General features: G+C 41.1%; 24 protein-coding genes, 1 other RNA gene and 1 pseudogene. 4 read left to right on the top strand and 22 right to left on the bottom strand.

Annotated features, from left to right (window positions below; genetic code table 11):
- The first annotated feature begins 30 nt into the window (after positions 1–30).
- From HCK02_RS01875 to HCK02_RS01860, 4 genes are all read left to right on the top strand, one after another.
- On the top strand, positions 31–312 hold the full coding sequence (locus HCK02_RS01875) for a TIGR04197 family type VII secretion effector (RefSeq protein ID WP_167628454.1): 282 nt from the start codon (positions 31–33) through the stop codon (positions 310–312).
- A gap of 11 nt (positions 313–323) precedes the next feature.
- Positions 324–692, top strand: a complete 369-nt coding sequence (locus HCK02_RS01870; protein ID WP_167628453.1) for a DUF3958 family protein — start codon at positions 324–326, stop codon at positions 690–692.
- A complete protein-coding gene (locus HCK02_RS01865; RefSeq protein WP_167628452.1) occupies positions 692–1,876 on the top strand; it encodes a T7SS effector LXG polymorphic toxin in 1,185 nt (394 codons plus the stop codon). Before HCK02_RS01870 ends, HCK02_RS01865 begins: the two co-directional genes overlap by 1 nt.
- Before the next feature lie 97 nt (positions 1,877–1,973).
- Entirely contained in the window at positions 1,974–2,258 is a 285-nt protein-coding gene (locus HCK02_RS01860; protein WP_167628451.1) for a DUF4176 domain-containing protein, read from the top strand.
- 118 nt (positions 2,259–2,376) lie between these two features.
- Here HCK02_RS01860 and HCK02_RS01855 read toward each other — a convergent pair whose 3' ends face one another.
- The 22 genes and pseudogenes from HCK02_RS01855 to HCK02_RS14255 all read right to left on the bottom strand — a co-directional run.
- A complete protein-coding gene (locus HCK02_RS01855; protein WP_167628450.1) occupies positions 2,377–2,670 on the bottom strand; it encodes a bacteriocin immunity protein in 294 nt (97 codons plus the stop codon).
- A 378-nt stretch (positions 2,671–3,048) separates the two neighbouring features.
- Entirely contained in the window at positions 3,049–3,696 is a 648-nt protein-coding gene (locus HCK02_RS01850) for a hypothetical protein (RefSeq protein WP_167628449.1), read from the bottom strand.
- Complete coding sequence (locus HCK02_RS01845) at positions 3,678–4,205, bottom strand: hypothetical protein (protein WP_167628448.1); 528 nt, start codon at positions 4,203–4,205, stop codon at positions 3,678–3,680. Before HCK02_RS01845 ends, HCK02_RS01850 begins: the two co-directional genes overlap by 19 nt.
- A gap of 544 nt (positions 4,206–4,749) precedes the next feature.
- Positions 4,750–5,116: a transfer-messenger RNA gene (gene ssrA, locus HCK02_RS01840) on the bottom strand.
- A 90-nt stretch (positions 5,117–5,206) separates the two neighbouring features.
- Positions 5,207–5,671, bottom strand: coding sequence for an SsrA-binding protein SmpB (gene smpB / locus HCK02_RS01835; RefSeq protein WP_167628447.1), 465 nt, complete (start codon positions 5,669–5,671; stop codon positions 5,207–5,209).
- Positions 5,672–5,688: 17 nt separating this feature from the next.
- The gene (gene rnr, locus HCK02_RS01830) at positions 5,689–8,049 is read right to left on the bottom strand and encodes a ribonuclease R (protein WP_425482835.1); all 2,361 of its coding nucleotides are present in this window, start codon (positions 8,047–8,049) and stop codon (positions 5,689–5,691) included.
- Positions 8,050–8,097: 48 nt separating this feature from the next.
- On the bottom strand, positions 8,098–8,844 hold the full coding sequence (locus tag HCK02_RS01825) for an alpha/beta hydrolase (protein WP_167628445.1): 747 nt from the start codon (positions 8,842–8,844) through the stop codon (positions 8,098–8,100).
- A 118-nt stretch (positions 8,845–8,962) separates the two neighbouring features.
- Positions 8,963–9,823, bottom strand: coding sequence for a GRP family sugar transporter (locus HCK02_RS01820; protein WP_167628444.1), 861 nt, complete (start codon positions 9,821–9,823; stop codon positions 8,963–8,965).
- A 231-nt stretch (positions 9,824–10,054) separates the two neighbouring features.
- Positions 10,055–10,288, bottom strand: coding sequence for a preprotein translocase subunit SecG (secG, locus tag HCK02_RS01815; RefSeq protein ID WP_167628443.1), 234 nt, complete (start codon positions 10,286–10,288; stop codon positions 10,055–10,057).
- 107 nt (positions 10,289–10,395) lie between these two features.
- Positions 10,396–11,157, bottom strand: a complete 762-nt coding sequence (gene aroD / locus HCK02_RS01810; protein WP_167628442.1) for a type I 3-dehydroquinate dehydratase — start codon at positions 11,155–11,157, stop codon at positions 10,396–10,398.
- A gap of 15 nt (positions 11,158–11,172) precedes the next feature.
- Positions 11,173–11,892 carry an NUDIX domain-containing protein gene (locus HCK02_RS01805; RefSeq protein ID WP_167628441.1) on the bottom strand — a complete coding sequence of 240 codons (720 nt, stop codon included), beginning with the start codon at positions 11,890–11,892 and terminating at the stop codon, positions 11,173–11,175.
- A 128-nt stretch (positions 11,893–12,020) separates the two neighbouring features.
- Positions 12,021–12,188 (bottom strand): 50S ribosomal protein L32, encoded by a 168-nt coding sequence (gene rpmF, locus HCK02_RS01800; protein WP_115751718.1) that lies wholly within the window; start codon positions 12,186–12,188, stop codon positions 12,021–12,023.
- Between the two features lie 70 nt (positions 12,189–12,258).
- Positions 12,259–12,813: a nitroreductase family protein gene (locus HCK02_RS01795; RefSeq protein WP_167628440.1), complete on the bottom strand. Its 555-nt coding sequence runs from the start codon at positions 12,811–12,813 to the stop codon at positions 12,259–12,261.
- Positions 12,806–13,183, bottom strand: coding sequence for a heme oxygenase IsdG (gene isdG, locus HCK02_RS01790; RefSeq protein ID WP_167628439.1), 378 nt, complete (start codon positions 13,181–13,183; stop codon positions 12,806–12,808). The genes HCK02_RS01795 and isdG overlap by 8 nt, the downstream gene beginning before the upstream one ends.
- Before the next feature lie 65 nt (positions 13,184–13,248).
- Positions 13,249–13,605 carry a DUF488 domain-containing protein gene (locus tag HCK02_RS01785; RefSeq protein ID WP_208970425.1) on the bottom strand — a complete coding sequence of 119 codons (357 nt, stop codon included), beginning with the start codon at positions 13,603–13,605 and terminating at the stop codon, positions 13,249–13,251.
- Between the two features lie 117 nt (positions 13,606–13,722).
- Positions 13,723–15,954: a Cna B-type domain-containing protein gene (locus tag HCK02_RS01780; protein ID WP_167628437.1), complete on the bottom strand. Its 2,232-nt coding sequence runs from the start codon at positions 15,952–15,954 to the stop codon at positions 13,723–13,725.
- Between the two features lie 295 nt (positions 15,955–16,249).
- Positions 16,250–16,759 (bottom strand): dihydrofolate reductase family protein, encoded by a 510-nt coding sequence (locus HCK02_RS01775; protein ID WP_167628436.1) that lies wholly within the window; start codon positions 16,757–16,759, stop codon positions 16,250–16,252.
- Between the two features lie 131 nt (positions 16,760–16,890).
- Positions 16,891–17,760 carry an aldo/keto reductase gene (locus HCK02_RS01770; RefSeq protein WP_246215505.1) on the bottom strand — a complete coding sequence of 290 codons (870 nt, stop codon included), beginning with the start codon at positions 17,758–17,760 and terminating at the stop codon, positions 16,891–16,893.
- Positions 17,761–17,890: 130 nt separating this feature from the next.
- Positions 17,891–18,274 (bottom strand): hypothetical protein, encoded by a 384-nt coding sequence (locus HCK02_RS01765; RefSeq protein WP_167628435.1) that lies wholly within the window; start codon positions 18,272–18,274, stop codon positions 17,891–17,893.
- Between the two features lie 70 nt (positions 18,275–18,344).
- Positions 18,345–18,755, bottom strand: a complete 411-nt coding sequence (gene imm48, locus HCK02_RS01760; protein WP_167628434.1) for an Imm48 family immunity protein — start codon at positions 18,753–18,755, stop codon at positions 18,345–18,347.
- 176 nt (positions 18,756–18,931) lie between these two features.
- A complete protein-coding gene (locus HCK02_RS14260; protein ID WP_281348864.1) occupies positions 18,932–20,407 on the bottom strand; it encodes a carbohydrate-binding protein in 1,476 nt (491 codons plus the stop codon).
- 881 nt (positions 20,408–21,288) lie between these two features.
- Positions 21,289–21,686: pseudogene (locus tag HCK02_RS14255) on the bottom strand (transposase); the annotation flags it as partial.
- Positions 21,687–21,937 lie beyond the last annotated feature (251 nt).

Genomic DNA, 21,937 nt, shown 5'->3' with positions numbered 1-21,937 from the left:
GCACATTGCAAGCTGAAAGGCGGCGGAAAAATGAGTGAAATTAAATCAAGTTTGACTGAGGCGGAACAACTTACAGGGAAATTACAGGCAGCTTGTGATGAAATCCAACATACGAGTAAGCTTTTTGCGATCGGAGAGTTTTCGACTGTGGTTCCCGCTCAGGAAATGAAAAATGCATTTAGCAACAGTTTGCTTTACACGGAACAATACGCCAATCATTTGCAGGAAAGCATTGAAAAAATTCGCGCAACGGCCACAAGCTTTTCTGAGCAAGATCAAGCGCTCGCTTCTGAAACACCACGAATGAAATAAGGGGGATTTTTTTGAATTCGCGGTCGGAGAATACCTACGAAAAATTACAAAGAATTCGCTACCAGTTGCAAACAGCCGAAGAAGACTATGAAAAGCACAAGAAAGAGATGGAAAACTTAAAAGAAGCACAAGAAAATCATGCCCAGTTGTTAAACCGCAGCAAACAATTACTTGATGAACTGAACACGTGTTGGCAAGGGGATAGCGCTCAACAATTCCTGATTGAATCTCAGGATGCTATTTTTCAAGAAGAAAAAAAGATGAATGAAAGTTTCTACAACCGTTATGACGAGATGCAAAAAGAAAAAAAAGAAGCGGAGCGCCATATTCTGGAAATAGAAAACAACTACAGAGAAACAGCAAGGGAGGACAAAAAATAATGGGATTAAAAATTGACATGACCGAGATTAACACGCAAATCAAAAGCATCAATGTCATTTTAAAACAAAAAAATGCCGCTAATCATCGACTAGAAGCTTCCATAATAGACTTAGGACAAGCAGATGAATTAAGCGGTCAAGCTTACGAACGAATGAAAACACATTTTCTGGACTATCACTTGCCCATCGTCAGGGGGATTATCGCCGCAAACGAAGCGATTCTCGAAGCAAATCAAATTTTCAAGCAACAATTTGCGCTACAAGTAGACACCTCGGAAGGAGCTCGAATAGACGAAGATCACTTGCAATCCCTCGTTGTGCAAATGAATTCCTTATCGAATTATTTAAATGAAGCCCAGTCAAACAATCAAACTTACATGACTGACTCTCAAAATCCGCTTTTACATACTCAAAAAATCATCGAACAAATCCAAAAGCTCCATGATTTTAATTTTAGTTGTGCTCAAATCTACAACCTTGCTAACCAATTGCTGGAACAAGTGGCAGCTGGTATTACTTATTTAAATAATGGGACTTATAATGTGAAAACACAAACTTTCAAGCCTGCCCCTGGTGCTTCGACAAGTTGGCTAAACAAATTGAGTCAATTAAATACGGTTTCGAAAGCAGAAATTGAGACGATCGCGAAAAGAATCCCGAATTTAACTAAACAAGATCTGCGACAATTAAACAACTATCTCGGACAAAATCCTAGTAGCCAACTGCCCGAGTCGATACTGGCTCATTTGCGAGAAAATCAAGTAACGGTTGCCGCTGACCCTAAAAATGAATTACTATTAGTAGCGCTGAGTCGCTCCGGCAAATTTATAAATGTTAGAGCGGCAGAAGCTGAATCCATTCATTTTCAAAAAAACTTGGGAAAAGTCACAAAGCACAGTAAATCTTCCATAATCGCAGCCAAAATGAGCAAGTCTTACTTATCCGAGGGAACAAACATTGGGCAAGGAATCACGTATGACGTTGGCATTGCAAGTAGCGAAGCAGTCATTGCCAGCTTATTTACCAAACATTCTCCCTTATCTTTTCACGTTGGAATCGCAATAATTGCAGATATTGGTCAGCAAAATAGCTTTGGCGAATGGAAGCATGACGAAGTTGGTCAGGGAATCTCTGGACACTGGGAAAAATTCCGTTTTTTGAGACCGTTTGAACCAATCGGATAGGGATGGACTCATTTCGTGCTAATGAATAAAAACAAAGTAACGCCCTTAAATGAGCAAGTTCGTATAAGAAAATCCAATTTTAAAAAGGAGAAACGCCATGTTAGAACTCGGAACAATCATTTACTTAAAAGAAGGCAATAAAAAAATCATGATTATCGGTCGTGGCCAAACGATCGAAAAAGACGGCGAAGAAGCCTTTTTCGACTATGCTGGCTGTCTTTATCCCGAAGGCATAAATCCGAAAGAATCGCTCTTTTTCAACGAAGAAAACATTGATCGCGTGGTTGCACTTGGCTATTCCGATGAAGAAGAATTGCGATACAAAGAATTAGTATCCGAATGGAAAAAGACAAACAGCTTCACGCAATACCGAATTCAATAAAAAACAAAGCCGGATTTCTAACGAAAGCGTTAGAAATCCGGCTTTTAAAATCCACGGACAAGTAAAAATCAATTGACAGAAAAAAACGTATAGAACAAGCGACATCACAAACTTTTTTTCAAAAAATATTTAACCAAGTATTTACGGACATTTCCGCGCGGTACTTCTGAGCTTCAGGTTGAATCCTATCAAAGAGTTTCGTCAGCGCTTCTGGTGATTGCAACTTATGCGTTACTAAGTACCGAGAAATCGCATTACTAAGTTTCACACAAACGAGTTTATGTTCCGCCCCCTCTTCGAGCATTTTCGCATACTTTAAAAGCAGCTCAGCTAATTCAGTATTACTTTGAATTTTTTTATCCGAATAGGCCTCACTAATATAATGAAAAATCTTGGTTTCCTTTTCATTCATAATAATCACCTTCAATGGTACCTGATATTCCTAGGTAACACTCTCGTCGAGAAAGCAAACAAATGCAATCAGTAGCTACCTTTAAATTAATTTTTTTCATGATGTATCCGCCACCTTTTCTTTTGGACTATCTTGGTTGTACTGATTAACTTTAGGGGATTTTTGACAGTAACAACTTTTTCATGTGACTTGGCATAATGAAAAGTGCAACGATTTTCTATAATCTTTTCACTAAAAATTGAAGCCCGTGCCTAAGAAATTGAAAACATTTAGAATAGCACAGGCATCAGTGTAGTATAGCTCTTTACAATAGAGACTAATCGGGAACAACCTTGACTCCCTTATCTTAATTTAATTGGCGAGGAATATAAAGCGCTCTTATAACAACTCATTAAGAGGACAGTGCTTCCTCAAATAAGGCTCACCTAATTCTACGAATAAAGCTTTCATTTCTCCTTCTTTTGGAACAACCACTACTTTAATTCTTTTAAAATATGGCGCAAATATTTCTTGAACGAATTCATTTATTTCTTTTGTCATCTTTCGACAAATTGGAAATATTGTTGCCATGTCCTCTTCCTCTAAGTGAGGATGTTCATTCGCAGACATATCATACTCATATAAAATTTGATCTATAAAAAAAGGAATACTCTTTTCTAGATCAGATAATAAAACCTCTTCTTTCAATACTAACCATTTATAAAACGCAGCATACCCTTTCGGGAGTCTTTGTGTTTTAAACAAATCATTCAATTGCTCTATAATATCCTGTTTAACATCTCTTACACTCAACAATTCTATGTCTTCAACAATTTCCACTTCTTTAAAAAAAGTCTGCCAATACAAGAAAGATTCCGAAACATAATTCTTAGGAAGTGGGTATTGAAAAGTTACTGTTGCTTCATGCTCGATATCTATAGGTGTCAAGTTCCTTTGCTCAACCACCATTATAAATAATGAAAAAAAGATAAAAGGCTTTATTTTATTTAATTGAATTAAATCCTGATTTACCTCACTGGAATCCATATTGTTTTCGCTCCTGAAACAATCATCGCAGGACCTCTTGTTGTATAAGCTTGTCCTGTGAATTTAACTTTATATATACCCGGTAATTTATAGTACCATGATTTTGAAATGTTTAATTTAGGGCTATTCTGTCTTACGGTATCAGTAACAAATTGTCGTCGATTATTATCATAGTTTATATATATCCTATAGTCAACTTTAGTAATCTTGCAATTCTTTCCAGAGCCAGTAGCCCTCATTGTGGCTCTCATACCAACTTTTGATACGTTATAAGTTCCCATTGCAATGATAGGTGCTGACCTAGCTCTTGATTGAAGCTCAGGTTCAATGACAAAAGGAACCGGTTCATTTGAATTACTCGGGATTTCGACTTTATTAACTGCTTTTCCCAGTGAAGTTTTAGGGCGATGGTTCACCGCTTCATCAGCATTTGCAGTGAAAGTTGGTGCCAATACTAAAATCCCTGCTATTATTGGTGTTACAATCTTTAATGCTTTGTCTTTTTTCATGCTAGATTCCTCTTCTCGTTGTTGTTGTTTTATTGCACCATGAGTATAGCATGAAATGTTTTTGTAAAACCAAAAATGTAATGAAATGTCTGATTCTTATCGCGAATGACCAAAAATCTGTAGTTTCTCTATTTTTTTGAATCATATAGAGAATATTCAAATTTTAATTCTAATTATTTTAATTATCGGGTATAAAAACACCCCACTCAAAATGTAGTGCCCCAAAAGAGTAAGGTAAAGATTCAGCTTTTGCTTTAGATCATTCAGAATAGCATAGCTCTAAAACCTCGGAAAATTTTTCCGAAATTTCGTAATCGCGCCACTCGTCCCTAGCCAGGTCCTCATCCTAATGGTTTTCTATCAATTCACAAAAGCCACAACTATTCCACACATAAATTCATTTCCGCACTTGCGTCTTCACTATCTTTCCTACCCATCATAAAACTTTAACAAGCTCCCCTGCATCACGCTCAAAAACAAAAAACTCCCGAATTGCTTAACACCAAGCTTTCGGAAGTTTCAACAGCAAGTATCCTGTTTTAAAATATGGAGCTGGCGGGAGTCGAACCCGCGTCCAGAAATATCGGCACCCAAGCCTCTACGCGTGTAGTTGCAGTATTCGAATTTCGCTTGAAGCTCGGCCCCGCAACAGGCTTCCTTTCAGCTAGCTTGATTGATCTCTTCCTAAAGACTACAAACGGAAGCCTTTAGTCGTATCCCACTTCGAGTAAGACCCTTACCGTAGCACATGGGCGATGCACGGAGGATCAGCTTAAGCGGCTATTACGCTGCGAAAGCTAAAGATTTGTTTTCTTTGCCAGTTATTATTGGCTTTTGCGTTGTTAACGAGGACGACACCCCCGACGCGCAACCTGAGCTCGACCTATCCCTGTCGAATCCGTAACAGCCCCGAACTCATTAATTATACTAAAAGACTGCTTTAGTTTCAAGAAATGCCGGCGAATTTTTTTCTTGCCGCCCGCATGTTTCTCCTATACGAATTAGCGCTGCCTTTCCTTAAACGCCCGCTCAATATCGCGTTTCGCTTCTTTCCGCTTCAAATCTTCGCGCTTATCATATTTCTTCTTACCCTTCGCAACGCCAATCAAGATCTTCGCATAGCCATCCTTGATGTACATCTTAAGCGGCACAATCGAATACCCAGCTTCCTTCGTCTCACCGATCAAACGGCTAATTTGCTGTTTATGCAGCAAAAGCTTTCGTGTCCGGAGCGGATCATGGTTAAAACGATTGCCCTGCTCGTAAGGACTAATGTGCATGTTGTGCAAAAATACCTCGCCACGGTCAACGCGTGCATAAGCATCCTTCAAATTCACACGCGCATTCCGAACCGATTTAATCTCTGTTCCCTGCAGAACAATTCCCGCCTCAAACGTCTCCTCAATCGAAAAATCATGACGAGCTTTCTTGTTCTGAGCGATGAGCTTTCCTTCACCCTTTGGCATCTAAAAACGCCTCCTTCCTATCTGCGTTTTTTCTTCTTCTTATTCTTCGGTTGGTTCCCTTTCGCTACACCTTCATAAAAAGCTTTCTTGCGTTTTTTCTTCTTCGGCTTCGTGTACCATTCCTCATCAGAACCCGCTTCTCTTTTCGGTTTGTTACTTTCCTTCCCTTGATGCTTCTTGTTCACAGACTTATAACTGCGCGTCTTGTTGATAGGCTTTTTCTTCTGCCGACTTCCTTTCGCGCGCTCCGAATCCTTGCCTTCACTAAGAAGCTTAAAGTCAATCTCGCGACCATCCACATCCACTTTTGCCACTTCGACCTCAACCTCATCACCAATCCGGTAAGCCTTCCCGGTGCGTTCGCCGATCATCGCTAGCAGATTTTGGTGGAATTGATAATAATCGCCCTTCATCGCACTAACATGCACCAAACCTTCAATCGTGTTTGGCAGTTCAATAAACAATCCAAAATTTGTCACCGAACTAATAATCCCTTGGAATTTCTCGCCAACCTTGTCAACCATGAATTCCGTTTTCTTGAGTTCATCCGTTTCACGTTCCGCATCGACCGCGCGACGTTCCATTTTCGAAGAATGCTCCGCAATTTCAGGAAGCTGTTCCGCCCGTTTTTCAAGCGTTTCAGGTCGGACATCTCCTTTAATCAAGTATTCCCGAATCAAGCGGTGCACAATCAAATCCGGATAACGCCTAATCGGCGAAGTAAAGTGCGTATAAAAGTCCGTCGCAAGCCCAAAATGCCCCGCCGAAACCGTATCATACTTCGCTTGTTGCATCGAACGCAGCATTACCGTTGAAACCACCATTTCTTCCGGTTTCCCTTTCACTTCATCAAGCACTTGTTGAAGCGCAGCCGGGTGAATTTGATTGGCGGTCCCTTTCACGATGAGCCCAAAGTTCGTAATAAATTCAAAGAACCTTGCCAATTTGTCTTCCTTCGGATCTTCATGAATCCGGTAAATAAATGGCACATCCATCCAGTGGAAGTGTTCCGCAACCGTTTCATTCGCCGCAAGCATAAATTCCTCAATTAAACGCTCCCCAGCTGAACGTTCCCGCATCACAACTTCTTGCGGATGCCCTTCTTCATCAACAATCACGCGTGCTTCTTTAGCGTCAAAGTCAATCGCGCCACGCTTTTCACGTTTTGCATGCAGACGCTTCGAGAGCTCAAGCATTTGGTCGAGCATCGGCACGATTTCCTGATATTTCTCACGCAGTTGTTCATCCCGATCCACAAGAATCGAGTTGACATCATCATAAGTCATCCGTTCCGTCGTCTTAATCACACTTTCAAAAATCTCATGATTCACAACGTGCCCATCCGCATCAATTTCCATCGTGCAGCTAAGCGTAAAGCGATCCACTTGCGGATTAAGCGAACAAATCCCATTCGAAAGCTTATGTGGGAGCATCGGAATCACCCGGTCCACCAAATAAACACTCGTTCCGCGTTCAAAAGCTTCCTTATCAAGCGCCGAATCTTCCGTCACATAATACGAAACATCCGCAATATGAACACCCAGTTCAAAATTACCATTCGGAAGTTCGCGCACCGTCACCGCATCATCAAGATCCTTCGCGTCTGCACCGTCAATCGTGATAATCATTTGATCACGCAAATCGCGGCGTTCCCCGATATCCATACCCGAAAGATCACTTGGCGCTTCCGCTGCTTCTTTCATGACCTCTTCCGGGAAAGTCGATTGGATCCCGTATTTATGAATCACCGATAAAATATCCACGCCGGGATCATTACGGTGCCCGATGATCATCTTGACAATTCCGCGAGCCCGCGTGTTACCATGCGGATAAGCCGTAAGTTCCACGATCACCTTGTGCCCATCCACCGGCTTTAAGCCATCCTCAAGATCGACATCAATTTCGCCTGAAATACGCTTATCATCTGGAATCACAATCCCAGCTCCGGCAAGATCTTCCATATAAGTACCGACCACTTGTGCCGTTTTCCGCTCCACAATTTTTTCAATGACACCTTCCGCAAGGTTATCCCCCTTACGTTTCGTGATTTTCGCAAGCACGACATCATCATTCATCGCATCCCGCACTTCATTCGGCGGAATAAAAATATCATCCAAGTCCTTATTTTCCGGCATCACAAACCCAAAACCGCGTTCATGCGCCCGAAACGTTCCTTGAATCAAATCCGTTTGCGCCGGAATCCGGTACCGATTTCGCTTCGTCCGAGCCACCGCTCCCTTGTCCTCAAGCCGCACAAGCGCCTTCACCATTTCCTTAAAACTTTCCGCATCTTCCGGCTTCAGGGCGAGCTCAAGTTCATCAAGCGAATAAGCCGTATCCTTGTGCTCCTTCAAAAAATTTAAAACAAGCTGCTCCATTTCTAATTCACTCACTCGGATCCCCTCCTTTCCATTTTCCTTATTCCTCTAAACTTGCCAGTCTAATCCGTCAAGAAACTGAAGGATATCGTCTTGCAAAATCTTTCGCTCCTTGTCGATCGTAATGACATGCCCAGAGTTCTCATAATATTTGATGTGCTTTTCATTCGACTGCACCTCGTCATAGATCCACTTAGCGCCGTCCACGTCCACCATATCATCTAGCCGGCCTTGCACTACAAAAAGCGGCGCATAAATCATATCAATATCCTGCATCACCGAATTGATTTCATCTTTCAGCTTGGCAATTTGATCCGTGGATTTCCCTGCATAATCCTGCATCTCAAGCTCGATCGTTTCAGCAGATTTCCCTTCAAGCCGCTTATAATTGCGTACATAATCCATATACCCCGAAATGATCGGCGATGAACTATCCATTTTCGTCGGTGCACTCATCGACACAATCCCCTTAACAGGCTTCATGAATCCCAATTTTAGCGAGAAAAGCGCACCAAGCGACAATCCACAAACGGCAATTTCTTCATAGCCAAGATCCTCAAGATGCTTGTATGCATCAAGCACATCTTGCCACCAGTCACTCGGCCCTGTCTTTAAAAGTAAATCCGGCGAAACACCGTGCCCCTTATATTGTGGCGCATAAGCCGTGTAATTATTTTCCTGCAAAAATCTGCCAAGCATCCTAACATCGGCAGAACTCCCCGTAAATCCGTGCAACAGTAAGACTGCCCTTTTTCCCGTCTCAAATAAAAACGGTTTTGGCGGTGTGAATTTCATCTTTAAACGCTCCTTATGACATTGTTTCTATGTCTAGTGTACGAGAAAAACCGCCTCCCCGCAATCAAAAATGTTCCTTCTGTAAAAAAAAGCGCCCTTTCAAAAAGGCCGCTTCCTCTTAGCTTTTGGCAAATCCAATCATCGTTCCGCCAACAATCACGAGAACGACGCCAAGTAATACAAACACCAATTCTTTTTTCGTTTTCTTTTCACCAAGAATCAAAATCCCGCCAAGTGTGGACAGGACAACGCCCATTTGCGAAAGCGAAAACCCAGTTGCAACGCCAACCATTCGGTTTGAGAACAGCAATGCCAAGTTCCCCGTTGCCCACATCAGCCCCGGAATAATCGTCAAAAACGTTGCCTTCGTGAAACGTGATTCATCTCGTCCACCGATCGTGAAGATAAACGAAGCAACAACCATCCCAACAGCTTGCGGTAAAATCGCATCCCAGCCGCTAATATCAAAAAAGCGTGTTGTAACGACGTAACCAACATAACCAACCGAAGAAATCAGCAAGGTGATGATTCCTTTTTTCATATTCTGTTCCGAGCTATCGTCTTTATACTGCTCGTAGCTCGTCATAAAAATTCCAATAATAATCAAAGCAAGCGCACTAAAACCAAGAACTAATTTCGCGGTCGTTTCCCATTCATGAAACGCAAACACGCCAAAAAGTGACGTCCCGACAAGTTGCATCCCCGTTGAAATCGGCATCGTCTTCGATACCCCAACTTGCGTAAACGCGCGGAATTGATTCATCTGTCCTAAGCACCAAAAAGCCCCCGATATAAAACTCGCGATTAAAATCGTTGCTGTATAATGCGGTTCAGTAAATAAAAATACAAAAATAGCAAACAGTAATGCCCCAAAAGCTGTTCCGATAATCTGCTGTTTTGGCTTACCACCACTTTTCGCAACAACAAGCGGCATTAGCCCCCACATCACTGCTGGAACAAGCGCAACCAAAATATTCATTCATCCATTCCTCCCACCAAGTTTCTTAAACCCACAAATATAATATATATCACGTTCTCAGCAAAAAAGAAAACCATTTGCCTTTTTTCGGGCAAGAATACGGGATGAGGCTTTCCCCCATTTAATCTCTCAAACGGGCAGAATCCGTCCAAACAAAAAAGCATTCCTCTGCCATTTTTTTAGACAGGAATGCTTTTCACATTCATTTATTCCGCTCTTACAGCTTTAGCCTTACTTAACAAAAAAGCCAAGTGTAACTAACAAAGCAAAGAAAATAATAGATAAAACAATCGTCGTCCGATGTAAAATCAGTTCTAATCCTCTTGCTTTTTGCTTCCCGAATAATTGTTCAGCCCCACCTGAAATCGCACCGGATAAACCATTGCTTTTCCCTGGTTGAAGAATAATCACTGCTACGAGAAGTACGGATACAATCACCAAAATGATCGTTAAAACTGTACTCATTATTTTTCCTCCTAAAACCGTCCAATTTGACTAATTTTAATCTTATCATATTTCGAAGAAGCGCACAATAGTGGCTAGCGAAATACTTTGTTACAGTTTTGTGAAGATCAGGCATCCTTTTCGCCAAGCGCATTTAGGATCTGCTTCGTCGATGCCACCGAAATTTGTCCCGGAGCCGAATTTTCTTCTGCGGCTGCATAGGTAACGGCAGAACCCGAAAAACGTCCTGAAAGCCGCGAAAGTATCCCAAGTTCTCCCATCGCAATCGCAATAAATGGAACTTTCGCTTCTTGATTCATCACCGCTGCCGTGTCGAGCAAGGCAAGCGTATCTGTTCCATCTTGTGGCATCACAGCAATTTTTGTAACATCAGCGCCTAACTCTTCCATTCGCTTCAAGCGTTTTAGTAGCTCATCTTTAAGCGGCGTTTTCTTAAAATCATGACTGCTCATCACGACTTTGATTCCCGCTTGATGAGCTTCGCTAATTAACCGATTTAGATGCTGTTCCTCATGAAAAAGTTCCAAATCAATCAAGTCCACTTCTTTGGTTCGAATAATGGCTTGATTCAGTTCAAAATAGAAGCTTTCTGTTATTTCCGTTTCGCCACCCTCAGCCTTTGAGCGGAACGTAAATAGCAGCGGAAGTCCATTCAAAAAGGGCTTGAATTCGCGTAAAGCCCATTTCACCGTTTCCAGATCCATGACTTTTGCAAAATAATCTGCGCGCCATTCGACGAAATCAATTCCAAGACTTGCCACAAGTTTCGCTTCGCGTTTTAAATCCGCAATCGTTTTACCGACTAGCGGAACACAAATTTTTGGCTTTCCGCTTCCAATTTCCATTTGTTTTATTTTTACCGTTTCCATGTTCAGTCCCCCTGCTTAGAAGAAAATACTATGTGCGCTCACCGCTTGGTTAAAGAAATAGAGCCCCGCTTCGTTCCGTTCAATAAATGGAAGCAAGACGATGTAAGATTCAAACACATCAAACGGTGGCAATGCCTCCCGATATGCGGCACTAGCGATCGCCTCATATAACTCCTTAGCCGTAAAAAATTCTGGTAAAAAATCACTCATCTTCGTCGAAAGTAGCAATTCCCGTGTAATTTTTTCCATCGCATCGCTTAAAATCGTTTTATGGTCAAAAGCAAGCGCCAAATCGAAAGCTTGACTTACGGGAATTAACTCCACTTGTGCCGCATCATCACCTGCGACCCGTTTAAGCAATGCCTCAAGCGGCACAAACGCGTAGTGCGCGCGCGAAATGATCCAACCGCGCGGATCACGTCCCGGCTTATCATAGACGCCAAACGCCGTAAGCGGAATATCCGTTAGCCCCGTTTCTTCTTCAAGCTCACGAACCCCAGCTTGATACGCATCCTCATCTGGATTAACGAACCCACCTGGAATCGCCCACTTGCCGCCTTCCACATTGGGCTTTCCTTCCGCGTTTGTCTTACTACGCTGAATCAAAAGCACATGCAATTTTTTCTCTTTCATTGCAAACAATAAAATATCACTCGTATAGCCATCTGGCGTCCGAAAAGCACTGGCCTTGTAGCCTTTCAAAGCCTCTTCATTATTGATAAATTCTTCACTCATCGCCGTGCCTCATTTCTGTAAAATTCGAATCCACATATCTTTCTATCTATTTTATCATGTGCAGTATAAAAAAAATACCCATCTTTCGGAAGAAAAAACGCCTTCTCGCCAAAATGGGTAACTAAATCTTAATCAATAATTTGCTTGCCGTTATAAGAACCGTCCGGCGAAATCCGATGACTCATACGGTACTCGCCCGTTTCCTTGTCAAGAACAAGTCCCGGAACCGAAAGTCCCTTATGCGTCCGCCGTTTATTTTTCTTCGCCTTTGAAGTCCGTCTAGCAGGTACTGCCATAGTTTCGCACCTCCGTCTCAAAATACTTACTCATTGTACGTCAAGAACCCGCAAGTTGCAACCCCGTCACTTAAAGTTCATGAAAAAAATCCTTCAGCTCACGCCGTGGTTTCGGATCAGGCTTCTCTTCTGGAAGAAGCGTGAGCGGCAAAAGCCCCATCACCGTTTCCTCTTCGCCAATTTGAAGCGCCTCGCGGAACGCCGGTTGAAACAAAAATTTCGGCGTCCGCCAAATCGTACCAATTCCGCTTTCCCACGCCGCCAACTGCAAATTCTGAATAAAAGCACTCGTGGCCGCAACCGATTCAAAATCCTTCTTCGCATCTTGAAAGACAGCCGAAGTGACCATCAAAATGACAGGTGCCGTCAAGAACTTCCGCTCAAGCATTTCCTTCACTTGTCCAAGCGATGCCCCATCATTCTTGGCAGCAGCAACCGCTCGAACGAGTTTCTCTTTCTGTTCCGCATCTTGGATCAAATAAACGTGCCACGGCTCCACCTTGCTATGAAATGGCGCAAACGCCGCCAGTTCAAGCATTTCTTCCACAAGCGATCGGTCAATTGCTCGCTCCGAAATTTGCTTCACCGAACGCCGCGCGCGCATCACTTGTTTTAGTTCACTCATGCGATACACCAGTCTCTTTCGCAGGCACCACATGACGAACTTGATATTGCGTAATTTTATTTTCGAGAATCCCCTTGCGATCGCGATTTTGTTCCCGAGAATCTTTCGTACGGCCGTGCGCTTTTTTAAATGCATCACTTTTCACCCAAGCACGCTGCGCCTCCGCACTTTCCCATTTGCTCATCACCGTAAGCTCCTCATAATCCGCATCCGGAAGATCCGTCTCCCAGAGCTCAAAACAGAGAAAGCCCTCTACATTTTGAATATGTTGCGATGCACCACCGTGTCCGCCATCCGTGCCCGTAAACTGACGAACCACATGTTCTAATGCACCTTTTTCAACCCGAATCGTATTCGTTACAATAATCAATCAGAGTCCCCCTCACTACTTACAAGATTCACTCTGATTATAGTGATAATGATTCTCATTGTCAATTAAATCTTATCTTGCAACCATCCCATCAGAACTGTCACTTGATTTTCCGTTTCATTTTTCGCAGCAAACAAAAGCGTCACATCTCCTTTTGCCAGTTCCTGTTTCAATAAATCAATAAAAGCTTGCGCTGACGCATTTTGCTTCAACTCTTCTAAATACCGTTCCTTAAACGTTTGATAATCAATCTGTTCGGAGTGAAATGCTTTCCGCAAGTCATTTGTCGGCGCGATGTCCTTTTCCCAGTAATCCAGTTGAGCCTTCACTTTTGAAATTCCTCTTGGCCAAAGACGATCCACAAGAATCCGACAACCGTCATTTTCAGCCACGCCTTCATAAATCCGTTTCATTTTTAGCATGTTCATCACCTCACCTGTTATTTTCCCTGAGCTCGAAAAAACTAACACTATTAAAAAAAGAAATTGGACTTCAGCCGAATTTATTTCCGCTCAAAAGCCCAATTTCTACTTTCCAAATTAATATCCTGTTTTCCGAGTACGACGATATGCCGTTACGTTCCAAAAAACCCCTATACCTGCTAGCAAAACCCCCACTAAAAGAGACCATTTTCCATCTGCATCACCCGTTTTAGGAAGCTGTTTTGTCTTTTCCAGCGGCGAGACAGCGACAGAATTTTTCGTAACACGAGGCAATGCCGCAGTTATTTTTTCCACCGCCGAGCGCTCATTCGAATAACCACTAAAATCGTTAACCAAATGCCCCTCTGCGTTTTCATTTATTTGTCCGTTTGAATCTCCATCTGTAGTTCCGTCCACACTCCCGTCAGGTCTACTATCAGGAAAATCATCTTCCTGATCATCTGGTTCAGGTATTGCTGTTTCTTCAAGCACATTTATGATCGTATAGCCACTTACCGAATAATCGTAATCAGCTGGCACATTACCTTCATTTACCGTATATACATAAGGTTTTCCATCCGCATCGAACTGTGGCACATCCGTAAAATCAAAATCCCAATCACTATCTAGATCTGCATCAACCTCTTGCGCTCGAAGCACTTTTCCATTTTGAAACAAAATGACTTTAGCATTATCAGGACGTGTATGGTATTCATCATTCTTATCTTTCCAGATGACATCTCCTTGAATATTTTTTAACGGCTTTTTCGCATACGTATTCGTAATCGTCGTTCCTTCTACTGACTCCACATAACCTTCTGGAACATCCACTTCATCTACCGTATATGAATAAGCTTCACCACTCGCATCATACTTAGGGAGTCCTGAAAAAGAAAACGTCCAATCCCCATTTTCGCCCGCTTGAATTTGTTTCGTTTGATATACTTCATCATTTTGGAGTAACTCGATCATGATCGCATCTGGACGGGTATTTAATTGATTATCAAAGTCCTGCCAGACTTTCTTACCAGAAATGGATGTTTGTGTCGAATTTTGATACGTATTCGTAATCGTCGTTCCATTCACACTTTTCACGTACCCTTCTGGTACTTTTTCTTCATCAACCGTATATGAATAAGCCTTGCCATTCGCATCCGTTTTTGGCACCCCAGAAAAGTGATAGAGCCACTTTCCATCGTTATTAGCCCGCACTTCTTGCGTGTCAAAAACCTTCCCATTTTGCAATAATTTCACAGTAATCGATTCTGGACGCGTATCCCATTTGTTATCCAAGTCTTGCCAAACTTTCTCTCCCGAAATTTCAAGCGTTTGCTCAGTCGGTTTAGGTAATACAATCGGATTTGGATCCCAGCGATTAGTAGAAGCTTGGATTGACACATCTTTCCCGATAATCGAACCATCCAAGTTTTGCGTTACCGTAATGGAAGCATTCGGAGCAAGAACAGTTCCTTGAAATGGTGCATGAAAAGCTAAATGAGCTAATTCGGTTCCAAAATTCCAAACCACATTCGCATCATCAAAGTTTTCTGTTTCGTGATTGACCCGATCATTATAATGAATTTGTGACTGAACCACCAAATCATCCGAACCATGCACAACATTGAACACAAGATTTACACCATTTGGATTTTTAATTGTAAGTGGCGTGTCTTGAGTTAGAACAGCTGCATCTAGATTAATGGTCACTGTGTTTGCTTTTTCCTTCACATCCGTCAAGTCAATTTCTCGCTTGTTCCGATTCGGAAAATCAGCTACCGTATAATTTTTGATCGCGCTTGTTTGCCTTAACTGTTCTGCCACACTTCCTAAACGCGCAAATTCCGCTTCAAAATCGATGTAGTGATTCCCTTCTTTTTCTTTATACAAATTATCTAGAGATAAATGGTCTAATCTCGTTCCGTTTACAACTGGGTGCCCATCTGCTTCCCCGACTGCAATTTCAGATCCCACAACAAACTTATCTGTTCTCGTTTTCGTATCACTAATCTCAGAAGAAGCAATCAGTTGGTTGGTTTCTTGTATATAATTTACTTCAAATGGCAACGTTCCTTCCACAATATCCGTTCCAAAATTGTTATACGCCTCAAGCGCTTTCGTTGCAACGTTACCATTCACGTGTGCCGTTAAAATCGTTTTGTCCTTCGCAAAAATATGAAATTTAGAAGCCACTCCAAGTAAGCCATAGTTTCCACTAAAATCATCATATACGTTTCCAGGATTTTTCGGAACATATGCTAACTCATCTGCCGCAAAAGAACTTGTTCCAGAAATAAATGATCCTCCAAAAATGACGAGCGCGACTAAAAGCTTCGTACTCTTTTTCCACATAAAAAAACTTCCCCTCATTTTTATTCATTAGTTTCTGACACTGCCTACAAGAACCCGCAGAAACCCTCCTAAGCTTCATGACGCCTCCTGTTTAGTGTGTTATTTTGCGCCCGGAAAAAATGTATAAAAAATCACAATTAATTTTATAAAAGTAACATAATATACATATTTATTTCGAACATTTCCTATCATACTATAAAAGCCATCATTATGTAAATACATTCACTTACTTTTTTTAACCAGCAAAAAAAACCTTCAAAACTACTCTGAAGGCCATATTCCTATAAACATTCTATTATTTTTCAAAAACCATTTCTGCAAACGGACCGAATTGATGAACCTCTTTCAATTTAAACCGTTTCATACCTTCTTTTTGTGTAAAAAGTGGAATTCCATCACCAAGCAAAACCGGCGCAACCTGAACATAAAATTCATCTATCATATCATGATCGAGTAGCTCCGCTAAAATTGTATTTCCACCGACAATCCAAATATTTTTATCTTGCGGCATATTTTTTATCCTTTCAACAACATCACCTGAAATGGGAATAAAATTCTTCACTGAGAGACTATCTGCATGTGTAAAGACATAATTCTCAGTCGTTCCATAAAACGATTCGCTACCATCCATATCAGCAATATCATCAAATGTTCTTTTTCCCATTACAGTGATATCCATGCGCTTATAAAACGCATCATAATTTGTCTCCTCAGTTGTCCCTGTATCAAGAAGCCAGTCAATTTTATGATCCTTATCTGCTAAGTAACCATCCATTGAAACGCATCCATAAAAATAAATTCGCATTACTATCCCCCCACTTCTTTATACAGGAAGTTACAAGATATCTCAATAAAAAGAGACTCAAGCATCAACTGACTAAAAAACACTTGCTTTCCTGTTTCTCAAACAGAAAGGCAAGTGCATTTCAAAATGTATCACTGATCCGTCGCACGGCGAAAAACGGGAATATCTGTATTCTTTCCATAATCAAGTTTTTTAAGCTCTTTCAAAGCCTTCATATCTTCACTTAAAATTTCGAAATCAACATCGGCGTTGTTCTCCATATGTGCTTTATTCAGTGTTTTAGGGAGCGGTAGTAAATCAAGTTGTAACAAATAACGAATGGCGAGTTGCGGAATAGATACCCCGTATTTTTCAGCCATGTTTGTAATTTCTGCACTTCGCATCATTTCACCGTGAGCAATCGGTGAATAAGCTTCCACCAAAATACCATTCTGTTGTGAAAAAGCAATAACATCAAATGGCGTATACCCGATATGTGCCAAAATTTGGTTGACCATAGGTTTTATTGTGCCATTTTCAAGAAGGCTTTCTAAATCCACTTGTTCAAAATTTGAAACCCCAATTGCACGAATTTTTCCAGCTTGGTAAGCTTCTTCTAGCGCTTTCCATGCTTCCAAGTTTCCTTCAAAGAAATGATCTGCATCACTTTGAAATTCCGCCCATGGTTTTGGACTATGAATAATCATCAAATCAATATAATCAAGACCCAATTTTTCAAGCGAACCCTCAATTGCTGCAACCGCACCAGCATAATCTTTAATTTCAGCTGCTAGTTTTGTTGTTAAGAAAATTTCTTCCCGAGCAATGCCTGAGTTTCGGATTCCTTCGCCTATCCCAGCTTCATTTTTATAAGCTTGTGCTGTATCGATATGGCGATAACCGACTTGAATGGCTTCTTGTACAGCTTTTGCCGCATCTTGATTATCAATCATCCACGTGCCAAACCCAAGTTTTGGAATCTCGTTACCATTTGCTAAACGATAAGTTTCTTTTAACATCATGATTCTCTACCTCCATTTGTCTAACATCTTACAAGTGAAGTATATACCCTGAAGTCCACTTCAAGTCAAACAAAAAGATTTTTAGTAAACCAACCATTCTAAATAAAAATTAGAGACTTAGTTCCTCTTTCTATTTTAAAATTTGCACAACTTTTTTCGGATCTATTTTTTTACCGAGAATTTCTTCTGCTTTCTTTTCTAACAACCCGCTAACTAAGATTGCAGCTAATACAAAAAGAATGGTCCACACAAAGCCATCTAAATTAGCGAATAGGATAATGGATAAAAACCCGATGACAAAACTTAAGATGCTAGCCGTTAAATATTGCACGGCTTTTTTTCTTTCAGCATCCTTAGCTCCAATCAAGAGGTTTCTCACTTCCTGATTTGTCACGAACTGAACAAGATCATGTGAAAAACGCCCCCGTCTTAGGACCACAATTCCCAAAATATTCACGACGCAAATCACTAAAATGACCAGAATTAAAAAACTATTCATAACGGTTTCATTCATATTGTCCTTCTCTCCCTTTTGTAAAAAAGTCCGCTTTTTTACAAAAAGCGGACTTCCATCATTCGTTTGATTATTTAACCGTGGAAAATTCATACATAATATCCAAGATACTTTGGACATCTTTTGGAAATTCTGCATCCTTCCCTGTACGATAATACTCCATATAACCTTCAAGACCTCTTTCAATGACAGCAAACTGTGCCGGATGTCTCTCACGTTCCGTACATTTAATGACATGCGCTGAGAGATCCGAGGCATCTCTTTCACTGAAACCAAAAACATGAACCAGCGAAGCTACAAGACTTGCCTGAATTTCACTTCCGTCTGCGTTCATCTCCGAACCAAGCATCGTAAGCAAACCAAATAAATAAGAAGTGACAACTTTTGATTCTAACCGGTCACTCTTTTCAGGATTAAATTGTAAAGCTTCACAAAATCGTTCTGCACATTTTCTTGCTTCTGCAAAAAAAGATTTATTCAATTTCGGCACCCCTTTTTACGAATAAAAAACGAAACAAGCAGCCTTAAACAACTGCTTGAAAAGCCATAATTCCTTTACGACAAGATCATTATAACACTTTTAAAAAGAGTTGCAAGTAAATTTTTTACACGCTTCAAATAAGAAGGCAACAGATCTTAACCTGCTGCCAAAAAATCTTACAATTCCTCCCACGGTCCCCATTTTTCAGTCCCCGGAATATTCCCTCTCGTCCACCATTTTGCTCGGTATCTTTTTCCTTTGTAAAAAACGGATTCTCCCGCTGTATAAATTTGTGTCGCATCCCAAGTTGTAAGCTGTTCAGGCAAATCCCCCGGCTGTTCCGAAACGGGCTCAAGCGTCTTTACCATTATCTGAATCCCCGCTGAAACAAGCCCTGTTTCGCCCACTGCCTTCACTTCATAGTTATGCGTCACACCCGCCTGTAGCCCTTCATCCAAAAAGCGCAGCGTAGGCACCATCGCCACTAGGACACCATCGCGATACACGTTAAATTTAATCCCCGCTTCTTGATCCGGGTAGCTCCAGCCAATTTGAACCGCATCCGAAGTAACGCTCACGACCTGACCATTTGTTGGCGCAACCGGAGGAAGTTTTTCCGCAGGCGTTTCCGTTTTGATCTGGATGTTCCCTTTATACTGATTTCCTTCCGGGAAACGCTTATTTTCGGCCACAAGCGCATCCGAATTTTTCCCAGCTACCATAATGAAGCAATCCGCGTTATCCAAATAAAATTCATTGTCGCTTACCTCGTTGTTCTTGCCCCAGCTATCAATTTGATTTGACGACTGCACAGCCGCTACAATTTTTTCGTTGCCTTGGCGATAGCCTTTATTCCGCCGAACGAGCGCTCCATTCCCCTTCAAATCCAGAAAACTATCCGCATAATTCGCACCGCTGATTCCCGCGCCGTAAAAAATATTATCCTCAATAACGGTTCCCGTCGTGCCTTCTTTCACATCAATGTGTTCCGCCGCAACATCTGGACCGATCACAGTTTTACGAATAGTATTCGCATCCGCATCTGGCGCGTACGTTTTCCAGCTTCCTTTCGCGCTTCCCACATAAACGCCTTCCCCGTAGTTTGGATTCGCCAGGCCGGTTCCAGAGATCGTGCTATATTCAAGTACATTGTGACTGCTTCCATCCCGAAAATGCACGCCTTCCATCCCAATTTGATGCACAGAAACATGGCTCAGCTTCGAGTAGTGGCTATGATCGAGCATGATTCCTTTTTGCCCATTTGTCACTTCCAAATCAGAAATGATCCAGTAATCCCCAGTGATCCGAAGTATGTTCCCCGAAGTGAGTCGTTGTCCTTTTAAAATGGCAGGACTATCCTTAAATTCACTACGCATCTGAATCGGCGCTTCGCGTGTTCCACTTTGATCGGAATTAAAATAAGATGATGAATGACCGCTGTTTGAGTTCCCCATTTTCCCTTCATATGTCCCAGGTGCTAAGAGTATTTCGTCTCCCGGCAACGCGGTTTTCATAGCTTGTTGAAGCTCCTTTGTTGTTGTAACGTGAACTTCGCGTGCACTAACTTTATCTGTTATTCCAAATAAAATAATCATTCCTAAAAACACGCCTAAAGCCGCATAAGTGTTTATCAAAAGTTTCTTTTCTCTCACTGATCTAAAACTCTCCTTTTTAATTTATCTTTATAACACGGCTTTTTGATCGGTGAAATCTTGCCGCCTTTTTGACCTTATTATAAGTTAGCTTCAGATTACGTCATCGTTTACTTTCCCTTCACCCGGGTTTGCTGTGAATCCAAATCGAAAAACAAACATCGTATACACTGAATAATATATCGGGATACATTCAACCAAAAATTGGATACATATAATTCTAGTAAAATCGTCATTTTAACTAGCCCTTGTTTTTAGAGTAGCAGGTACGCTAGTAATTTAAACGGTACTTAGTTGCTAAAATACAAGAAAAATTTGAACATTTTATGATTGCTAATTTTTAACCTCTATTGCTTTTAGTGCAATTATGCTATGAAGAAAAGTCGGCATGAATCTTCAAACCGTGTTAAAACTCTTTTTTAAGCTTATTTTTAATATTTGTTTTACAACTCGTCAGTTATCTCAACTGGTTACTGATCGATCAAGGCGTGATGGATGGTGTCTTGGATAAATATTTATTGTTAAAAACCCCGCATTTATCACGAAAATAAGTGAAAATCAAAACTGTCCAGCAAATGACCATTTTTATGGACAACAAAAACGAATCATTCTTATTGAATTTTCACCGTATTCCTAGCTTATTTTAAATTCCAGACGATAAACTAGTTTTATCAAATGAAAAACATCCATTTTTACTCCCTTTTTTTTGGATGCTTTTCCAACTCCCTTTTTACCAGTATGGTTTCCTCCCTTTTTCCATACTGGTTTTTTTATGTTCATTTTTCACCTGAAATCTCATTCTCCTTTTGCCTCTTTTAATTAGCCCACTGAAAACGGCTGAAGATACCCAAAAATAAAAGAGGCTGAGACATAAATTTTAACTAAACATAAAAACCGGATAGAAAATCAAAAAAAGATTTTCTACCCGGTTTTATGGCATTTATAGCCACCTTTGGCGGCATATTTTCGTAAGTTAACCGCCATATCATGGCAAAACCTAATTCGTTTCTCACCGCGTCTCGCCCTCGCACAGATAAACGAGTGAAACTCAAATGAGCCTTCAGATAGGCGAACGCTGGTTCGACATCAACTTTTCGTTGTCGATACAGGTGTCCTGTTTTTTCTTCTGAAAGCTTGTGTTTGGCGTAGACTTTAAAATATTCCCAATTTCTATTTTTTGAAGTGTACGATTAGGTTCTTTTCCTTTCATACATTGCGAACGCAACATACAAGTCGAACAGTCTTCACATTCATAGATTTTCAGTTGCCGTTTAAAATCATACGCATCTTGCCTCGTTTGATACCTCTTAAAAGGGACCCTTTGTCCGTTTGGACAAAGAAAAGTATCCTCCTGCTCAAGATAAGGTCAATTTTCACTTGATTGGGATTTATGTCCCAAACTCTTGGTTCGAATGTGATGGTTATTCATTTTCAACCTGAAGAAAAACTATATTTTTATATTCAAATGAGGAGTAAAAATACAAACTCCAAAGTAATTTAATATATCTAGTAGCTTATTGGATATAATGA

Origin of the sequence: Listeria valentina, assembly GCF_011800755.1 — a bacterium.
GTDB classification, from domain to species: Bacteria; Bacillota; Bacilli; order Lactobacillales; family Listeriaceae; genus Listeria; species Listeria valentina.
Note: the sequence above shows the minus strand (reverse complement) of the source record. Positions and strands in the feature narration are given on the sequence as shown.

Excerpts from the sequence above, each read along its gene's own strand:
- HCK02_RS01875 (WP_167628454.1), top strand. The coding sequence starts at position 31 with ATGAGTGAAATTAAATCAAGTTTGACTGAGGCGGAACAACTTACAGGG.
- HCK02_RS01865 (WP_167628452.1), top strand. The coding sequence starts at position 692 with ATGGGATTAAAAATTGACATGACCGAGATTAACACGCAAATCAAAAGC.
- HCK02_RS01860 (WP_167628451.1), top strand. The coding sequence starts at position 1,974 with ATGTTAGAACTCGGAACAATCATTTACTTAAAAGAAGGCAATAAAAAA.
- HCK02_RS01855 (WP_167628450.1), bottom strand. The coding sequence starts at position 2,670 with ATGAATGAAAAGGAAACCAAGATTTTTCATTATATTAGTGAGGCCTAT.
- HCK02_RS01850 (WP_167628449.1), bottom strand. The coding sequence starts at position 3,696 with ATGGATTCCAGTGAGGTAAATCAGGATTTAATTCAATTAAATAAAATA.
- HCK02_RS01845 (WP_167628448.1), bottom strand. The coding sequence starts at position 4,205 with ATGAAAAAAGACAAAGCATTAAAGATTGTAACACCAATAATAGCAGGG.
- smpB (WP_167628447.1), bottom strand. The coding sequence starts at position 5,671 with ATGCCAAAGGGTGAAGGAAAGCTCATCGCTCAGAACAAGAAAGCTCGT.
- rnr (WP_425482835.1), bottom strand. The coding sequence starts at position 8,049 with ATGGAGCAGCTTGTTTTAAATTTTTTGAAGGAGCACAAGGATACGGCT.
- HCK02_RS01825 (WP_167628445.1), bottom strand. The coding sequence starts at position 8,844 with ATGAAATTCACACCGCCAAAACCGTTTTTATTTGAGACGGGAAAAAGG.
- HCK02_RS01820 (WP_167628444.1), bottom strand. The coding sequence starts at position 9,823 with ATGAATATTTTGGTTGCGCTTGTTCCAGCAGTGATGTGGGGGCTAATG.
- secG (WP_167628443.1), bottom strand. The coding sequence starts at position 10,288 with ATGAGTACAGTTTTAACGATCATTTTGGTGATTGTATCCGTACTTCTC.
- aroD (WP_167628442.1), bottom strand. The coding sequence starts at position 11,157 with ATGGAAACGGTAAAAATAAAACAAATGGAAATTGGAAGCGGAAAGCCA.
- HCK02_RS01805 (WP_167628441.1), bottom strand. The coding sequence starts at position 11,892 with ATGAGTGAAGAATTTATCAATAATGAAGAGGCTTTGAAAGGCTACAAG.
- rpmF (WP_115751718.1), bottom strand. The coding sequence starts at position 12,188 with ATGGCAGTACCTGCTAGACGGACTTCAAAGGCGAAGAAAAATAAACGG.
- HCK02_RS01795 (WP_167628440.1), bottom strand. The coding sequence starts at position 12,813 with ATGAGTGAACTAAAACAAGTGATGCGCGCGCGGCGTTCGGTGAAGCAA.
- HCK02_RS01785 (WP_208970425.1), bottom strand. The coding sequence starts at position 13,605 with ATGCTAAAAATGAAACGGATTTATGAAGGCGTGGCTGAAAATGACGGT.
- HCK02_RS01780 (WP_167628437.1), bottom strand. The coding sequence starts at position 15,954 with ATGTGGAAAAAGAGTACGAAGCTTTTAGTCGCGCTCGTCATTTTTGGA.
- HCK02_RS01775 (WP_167628436.1), bottom strand. The coding sequence starts at position 16,759 with ATGCGAATTTATTTTTATGGATGCGTTTCAATGGATGGTTACTTAGCA.
- HCK02_RS01770 (WP_246215505.1), bottom strand. The coding sequence starts at position 17,760 with ATGATGTTAAAAGAAACTTATCGTTTAGCAAATGGTAACGAGATTCCA.
- HCK02_RS01765 (WP_167628435.1), bottom strand. The coding sequence starts at position 18,274 with ATGAATGAAACCGTTATGAATAGTTTTTTAATTCTGGTCATTTTAGTG.